Origin of the sequence: Streptomyces sp. S3(2020) (assembly GCF_013044505.1) — a bacterium.
Taxonomy (GTDB): Bacteria; Actinomycetota; Actinomycetes; order Streptomycetales; family Streptomycetaceae; genus Streptomyces.
Genome location: NZ_JABERD010000372.1, coordinates 1 through 5,367, shown reverse-complemented (window position 1 = coordinate 5,367; position 5,367 = coordinate 1). Strand labels below are relative to the sequence as shown.

The window sequence follows — 5,367 nt, the reverse complement described above, 5'->3', positions numbered from 1 at the left end:
AAGGGAAACCGGAAAGGGCGGGGAGGGCGGGGGACTAGCTGGCTGAGCTGGGGTTTGCTGTGCGCGTGAAGGGTGTGCTGAAAGTCTTGTGCCCGATCTTCGCTGAAGGCGTGTGCTGTTTCTGATGGTGAGTGATGCGCGGTCCTTGTGTGCAGGCGTCGCGCAGCGCAGGCCGGTACCCGTGGGCGCCGCGGGCGGCGAGGCCTTCGCGAAGACCCGCGCCGCCCAGCCACTCCACAGGGCCTGGTGACCGTTGCACGGTGGGTCGGAGGTCGGTTCAGGAGTGGTCGATCACGTTGCCGTTCGCGCAGTTGTTGTCGTGGTCGCCCACGTAGCCGGGACCTCCGGACAACACTGGGACAACAGCCACTTCTTGCAGGCAGACGACGCCCGCCGTGAAGTTCCAGTTGTCCGCCGCGTTCACCGGGCCCTCGAAGTTCGAGTCGGCCACTGCCGCCTGGGGGTCGGGTTCGGCATGGGCTACGGGAGCTGCGAGAGACAAAGCGAGGGCGGACAGCACCGCCAGCGTGATCTTCTTCATGACCTCCAAACGATCAAGTGATCCTGCGGGCATGCCCTCTGGCAGAACACGGCACCAGCGGTGCTGGTGAACATCTCCCGTCGAGGTGGCAGCAGTCCTACGCTGGACTATTCAGTACCGGAGCGCGGTGTCGGGGGACAGGGATGAGTGCGGGCACGGGGGCGTTTGACGGTGTGTCGGACCGGGTGTGGTTCATCAGTCATGCGGGTGCGGATCGTGCGTGGGCGGAGTGGGTCGGCTGGCAGCTCCTGGACGCCGGGCATCAGGTGGAGCTGGATTACTGGGACTGGGGTACCGGCGACAACTTCGTCCTGAAGATGAACGCCGCGCTCGAACGCGGCCGGCTGCTGGCGTTGTTCTCCCCGGCCTACTTCGAACCGGAGCGGTTCACCACACCGGAGTGGACCGCGGTGGTCGCGATGCGGGAGAAGATCACCCCCGTGCGCATTTCCAGGGTGGATCCGCCGGCGATCCTGCGCCCGCTGCTCAGCCGGGACCTGTTCGGCCTGAGCCCGGCCGAAGCGCGCAGGGTGTTGCTGGAGGCGGTCGACGGCCCGGCCCGTCCGGATGCGGAGCCGCCCTTCCCCGGCACTCACAGCGTGTTGCGGCAGGTCGGCGCCAGCGGCCCGCGTCTGCCCGGTTCCTTGCCGCGGGTGCGGAATCTGCCGGCCCGTAACGCGGCTTTCACCGGCCGCGACGGAATGCTGGTCCACCTGCGCCAAGCACTGGCGTCCGACCAACGCGTCGCGGTACAGGCCCTCCATGGCCGCGGCGGGGTGGGCAAGACCCAACTCGCTTTGGAGTACGCCTACCGGTTCGCCGGCGAGTACGAACTGGCCTGGTGGATCGCGGCCGAGGACCTGGCCCTGATCCCCGGTCAGCTCGCCGCTCTTGCTGCCCGGATTGGCGCCGCGCCCGCTGGCACGGCGCCCGCCGAGGCGGTCGAGCTGCTGCTGGGTGAGCTGGGAACGATGTCGCGCTGGCTGTTGGTGTTCGACAACGCCGAAGACTCTGACGCGCTGGCCCCGTTCCTGACCGGCGGCACCACCGGGCATGTGCTGATCACGTCCCGCAATCCGAACTGGCACACCCACGCCCACTCGCTCGACGTCACCACGCTCTCCCGCGCCGAGTCCGTGGCCCTGCTGCGTGCCCAGAGTGCCGTCCTTGCCGACGCGGACGCCGACTCCATCGCCGCCACCCTGGACGACCTTCCCCTGGCCCTCGCACAAGCTGCCGCGCTGCTGACCCGGGGCTTGTCGGCGGCGGATCTGAAAGAGGAGTTGGCGGCGAATCTGGTGCAGGTGATGGATCAGGGCCATCCGCCCGGGTACCCGCTCGCGCTGGCCGCGCAAGTCCGCCTGACCCGCAGCAGCCTGCAGAGCGACCACCCCGCAGCAGCAGCCGTCGTGGACGCGCTGGCCTTGCTGGCTCCTGAGCCCTTCCCCCTCACCACCTGCGTCGGCCACCTCCCCGACCAGGCCTCCACTCTCCTGAAAGAAGCCGTCGGCGCCCGGCTGTCAGCGGCAGGTGCGGTGGATGCGGTCGCCCGGCACGGCCTGGCCCGCGTCCACAACGGCACCCTCCAACTGCACCGCCTCACCCAGGACATGCTCGCGGGCCAGATGACCGACCAGGAACACGACCAGGCGACGGCCGACGCCGAAGCACTCCTGACCGCGGCCGACCCCGGCTGGGCCAGGGATCCGCGGTTCTGGCCGGCCTGGCAGGTACTGCTCCCGCACGCCCTCGCTATCGACCCCTCCCGGCTCACCACCAGCCGAGGGCGGTCCACGCTGGGGCAGGCGTGCTGGTATCTGATGGACCGCGGGCAAGCTCGTCCGGCCCGGGACCGTCTGCAGCTCCTGTACGACACCTTGCTGCAACAGTTGGGCCCCGACCACGACGACACCCTGCGCGCTGCCCACCATCTCGCCCGCGCCTACGGCGACACCCAGGACCACGAACGCGCCCGCGCCCTGGACGAAGACACCCTCGCCCGCCGCCGACGCCTCAACGGCGACGATGACCCCGGCACCCTGGCCATCGCTGGCAACCTGGCCGTCCGGCTGAAGGTGCTGGGACGGCACGAGGAAGCCCTCGCCTTGAACGAGGAGACGCTGGAGACAAGGCGTCGGGTGTCGGGTGCGGAGCATCCGGACACGCTGCGCACGGCGTACAACCTGGTCGTCCGTCTGGCGGATGTGGGTCGGGTGGGGGAGGCGCGTGTTCTGGGGGAGGAGACGCTTGAGCGTCTGCGTCGGGTGTTGGGGGCGGAGCACCCTGACACCCGCATGACTGCCGCGTGGCTTGAGTTGTTGCGCGAACAGCAGGAGGGGCCCGGGGCAGGCGAGTGACCCCATTGGGAACTCCCGCCGCGAGGCCTCTACCAGTGCATGCCCAATGCATCGAGGCTGGCCCGGCGTTCGGGGCTGAGCTTGGCGGCCCTTCTGCGTGCGTTCGCTACGAACGACCCCAGCCCGTAGGCCTCGCCGTTGACGGTCTCGCGGTGTTGGCGGGGTACGCGGAGGTGTCCTTCGCGGGCGTGGAACTGCCGGGCGGCAGCCATGTTCCGCTCCCACAGCTCGTCTTGAGAGCGCCGCGCCGGCACCACCGCCACGCCGACGCTCTCAGGGTGCACCCCGATCGCGTCCAGGAGGTAGTGCTGGGCGGGAACGAGGCGCTCCCACCCGGCCACTTGCCCGGCGATCCAGGCGGCGAGGTCTTCGCCCTGGATGACGACGTCTCCCGGTCGGGTCGGGAGCGTCCCGTCGGCTTGCACGTGCGCGAGCGTCAGCCGGTAGGAGCGTTGCCAGCCGATGTCCCACTCGGGTGCCCATCCGGGGTCGATGTCGGTGAGTGCTTCCATGCGGCTGGCAGACAGTTCCCCGGCGTACGAGATGCCGGTCTCTCCGTTGGCGCGGCGTGCGGCGTTCTCACGGGTCTTCTTGGCCGCCGCCCTCTGATTTTTGAGCCAGGTGCCCAGGGCGAATCCGTCCCAGACGACGGAGTTGCCGGGCAGGCAGTGCCCGTGGACGTTGGCGTAGTCGCGGGCGACGGCGAGGCCGGCGTCCCACGCGGAGGCGTGCACGGACCAGACCATGCCGAGGTTCTCCAGCTCCGTCACCCGCTTCGCTTCGAGGGTTCCGGCGGTGTAGTAGCGGCGCTGGTCTGCCACCCACACCCCCAGCGGATGCCCGCTGACACCGTCCCAGTCGTCCGGGGTGACGTACGTGTACGGCACGCGCAGCTCGCTGTTCCCGGTTTCGCGCAGCCATCGGGTGGCGGCTTCGATGCCGCGGAGCCAGTAGGCGCCCTCGGGGTCGATGACGCGTAGCCGTACGAACTGGGTGAGCACGGCGGGGTCGCGTTCCTCGCTGAGCCGCAGCACCCCCGCGGCCGCGGCCCCGACGGGCGGGACAAGGTCCTGCTCCTGGCCGTCCTCCCCGTCGGCCTCCTCCATCAGCTCTTCGCCGTCGTCCTCGGGCGGTCGACTGCTGTTGCGCAGGCGGGGATCGGCAAGCGCGTCGATCATGGCAGCGTCGTGTGCCCGGAGGGCTCCGAGGACCTTGCTGAGGCTGTTGTAGGCATCCGAGGTGAGCATTTCATCTGGATCTTCGTCCGGTCCGAGGAATACCGGAACGATCAGCGTGGCCAGTTTCCCGCGCCCCGGATGCAGCCTCAGAGCCCGTCCGACCATTTGCACGATATCGACCATCGAGCCCCGCGCGTCCGTGAATAGCACGGCGTCACATTCCGCGGTATCGACACCTTCGCCCAAAATGCGAACTGAGGAAAGCACCCGCAATTCAGCCCGCATATCCTCGTCATTATATGCCGGTCCTCCGAGGAAGTCGGAGGCGAATTCGTCGAGTACTTGGCGGCGGTGTGCGGGTGCGTGTTCGCCGTAGAGCCAGTCCGCCCAGACCTGCCGAGCCTGCGGGTAGGTGTCGGGGTCGTCTGCGGCGAGTCGGCCCGCGGTGACCGGCACGGCGGCCGCCATGGCTTCGGCCTCGCTCACCCGGCTGTGGAACGAGAGCACCCGGCGGAACCGTTCCTTGACCGCTGCCTGCATGAGTCCGGTCTGCACCGCCGCCAGCCGTGCCCCGCGCACCGCGTCCGACCCGGTGTCCTCACTGCTCAGGGCCGCGTAGAGCTCCGGGTCGCGGATGTCCAGGCACAGCACCTGATACGGCGCGACGATGCCCCGCCCGATCGCCTCCGACAACGACAGCTCGTACGCCACCGGCCCGAACACTGGTGAGCCGTCCTCCATCGACGCCACCAGCCGCGGCCGCTCACCCTCGGCCTCCCAGACCCGCGGCGTGGCCGTCATGTACAGCCGACGCTCGGCAGGAAGCTGCGCCTGGTCGTGCACGTGGTGTTGTGTGGTGTTTTGTCGGTGGGGTTTTTGTTGCTGTGGTGTCAGTGGCAGACCCGGTTGTTTGTGCTGGTCAGTGCCTGAATGGGGGCTGACAGTGGTTGCTGAGGCTGCACTGACAGAAGCTGCAGAGTGTGCTGGTCGGCTGGTTGCCGATCGCTATCACGCTGTGGGCGTGAGGAGCGTTGTCTGCTGTTTTTCGTGGGGCGTGGGCCAGGCGGGGTCGCCGGTCAGGCGTGTGATGGCTGGGTGGATGCCGGCGGCGGCTGCGAGGTCGTAGAGCTGGTTGTGGTGGTGGAAGTTGGTGTGCTGGAACAAGCGCCGGCTGCTGTAGGGGTGTCCGGTGTGGTGCTGCCAGGCGCGGGCTGCGATGAGTGCGGGGCGCGCCCATACGGGTATGGGGTGCCAGGTCCGGTCGGGGGAGCGGTAGCGGCCGGGGTGGGGC

Annotated in this window: 4 protein-coding genes; 1 reads left to right on the top strand and 3 read right to left on the bottom strand. The window is 69.0% G+C overall.

From position 1 onward, the window contains the following. Positions 1-277: 277 nt before the first annotated feature. Positions 278-541, bottom strand: a complete 264-nt coding sequence (locus HLK59_RS47860) for a hypothetical protein (RefSeq protein WP_171147968.1) — start codon at positions 539-541, stop codon at positions 278-280. A 143-nt stretch (positions 542-684) separates the two neighbouring features. Between HLK59_RS47860 and fxsT the strand changes: the two genes are divergently transcribed. Beyond that, a complete protein-coding gene (gene fxsT, locus HLK59_RS47855) occupies positions 685-2,898 on the top strand; it encodes an FxSxx-COOH system tetratricopeptide repeat protein (protein ID WP_171147967.1) in 2,214 nt (737 codons plus the stop codon). 29 nt (positions 2,899-2,927) lie between these two features. On the opposite strand, the gene HLK59_RS47850 is transcribed toward fxsT, so the two are convergent. Further along, positions 2,928-4,919, bottom strand: a complete 1,992-nt coding sequence (locus HLK59_RS47850) for a Helicase associated domain protein (RefSeq protein WP_346779999.1) — start codon at positions 4,917-4,919, stop codon at positions 2,928-2,930. 165 nt (positions 4,920-5,084) lie between these two features. Further along, the coding region (locus HLK59_RS47845; RefSeq protein ID WP_171147966.1) for a hypothetical protein at positions 5,085-5,367 on the bottom strand (283 nt) is incomplete at its 5' end.

Excerpts from the sequence above, each read along its gene's own strand:
- HLK59_RS47860 (WP_171147968.1), bottom strand. The coding sequence starts at position 541 with ATGAAGAAGATCACGCTGGCGGTGCTGTCCGCCCTCGCTTTGTCTCTC.
- fxsT (WP_171147967.1), top strand. The coding sequence starts at position 685 with ATGAGTGCGGGCACGGGGGCGTTTGACGGTGTGTCGGACCGGGTGTGG.